This is a genomic window from Enterobacter sp. 22452 (genome assembly GCF_052045065.1).
Classification (GTDB): domain Bacteria; phylum Pseudomonadota; class Gammaproteobacteria; order Enterobacterales; family Enterobacteriaceae; genus Enterobacter; species Enterobacter mori.
Genome location: NZ_JBQEOB010000023.1, coordinates 1 through 1,391, shown reverse-complemented (window position 1 = coordinate 1,391; position 1,391 = coordinate 1). Strand labels below are relative to the sequence as shown.

The 1,391-nt window shown below is 53.3% G+C and carries 1 protein-coding gene and 1 pseudogene; one reads left to right on the top strand and one right to left on the bottom strand.

The annotated features are described in order from the left end of the window. Positions 1-632: tail fiber domain-containing protein (locus ACTJJA_RS23900; RefSeq protein ID WP_440669341.1), on the top strand; the 632-nt coding region annotated here is incomplete at its 5' end. On the opposite strand, the pseudogene ACTJJA_RS23895 reads toward ACTJJA_RS23900, so the two are convergent. Continuing rightward, positions 598-1,391 (bottom strand): annotated as a pseudogene (locus tag ACTJJA_RS23895) (phage tail protein); the annotation flags it as partial. The gene ACTJJA_RS23900 and the pseudogene ACTJJA_RS23895 overlap by 35 nt on opposite strands.

Below are 1,391 nucleotides of genomic sequence, written 5' to 3'. Positions count from 1 at the left end.
TCGGTTTGGGAAGTAGCGCGACAAAGGACGTCGGAACCGCTGCAGGGAATGTTATTCAGGTGGGAGCTTTTGGGGTTGGTTCGGTTCTCCAAAATAAGCCCTCAGATGCCAGTTCATCCTTCATCAGTGATGCTGATGGCAATACTCTGTGGGCTCCTGCTAATGGTTGTGGGTTCCAGAGTTCATACACAGGACAGCGAATCGCGCAGTTGTGGATTACCTCCGGTAGTGCGGTATTCAGCCGGTTTCTTACAACCACGGCCCCTCAAACACCAAAATCGTCAGTGCCGTGGGCGCAGTTGCAGTCTGCGGGTACATCCGACATTAACTTTAAGGAAGTGACGGGGGATCTGGACTTAAACGAATCGCTGTCAAACATCGAGGCAATGAATTTTAAGACCTTCTACTACCTTGCTGACGTAGAGAAAGCCATTCGCCGCGGCGTTATTGCTCAGGAGCTGGAAAAGATAGATCCGCAATATGTTCACTCGGCTGAGGAGTCAGGGAAAATGACACTCGACCTCAATCCTCTTGTGCTCGATGCGCTGGCGGCAATCAAAGCCCTGGCTATACGCGTCAGCGCGTTAGAGGAAGAGATCAACGTTGCGGCTCCTGACTCATCCGCTGGTTAAACAGGGAGTCGTCAGGCATATCAAGGCGAACATCGATCCAGCTGTTCGCCGGCACGTCCATCGGTTCACCTTTGGTTTTGATGATCTCACCTTCATCGCTCAGGATGTATTTTCGCTTGAAAAGCCGGATTGTCAGGCTTCTGCTTTCCGTCTGCTCAGCTTCAACCACGCCAAGTTCTCCCATGCCACCTGGGTCCATCGGTGGCAGGAGCTGCCATCCCTCTGACGCCAATCCTGCCGAACCAGTCAGCACGTAAACGCCTGCCTCGAGGCGAGAAATGGTTATTCCCTCTGCCTCTGCGTTCGCCGTCCCAGAGCCACACCAGGAGAAACCATCATCAGCTACGTCAGCGCGCTGGCAGGCTTCCTGGCTCGCTACGATACGGGCAACCGGAGACGCAGCCTTTAGGGTGCCATCGCTGGCCTTTGTGGTATTGCCCGTGGTGTAAGCCTCCTGATATGTCCAAGATGAGCCACCGTAATACGAAAACCACGTTCTCCTCAGTATGTAAGCCTGATGAATGCGTGTCGGACGGCTTCCCCGGTTGACGACTATTGACGTAATACCCGTATTTGCAGTTAACCCAAGCTGGGTAAGACCATCATTGGAGTGAGAGGTGAAACAGGTAGGTGTGAATGCATCCATAGCGTCCAGTAGTGGTCCGTCGCCATGGATAGACCCAATACCGAATGCGCCTACCTGCATCATGTTATTTGCGGCGGTACCTACGTCCTTTGTCGCGCTACTTCCCAAACCGA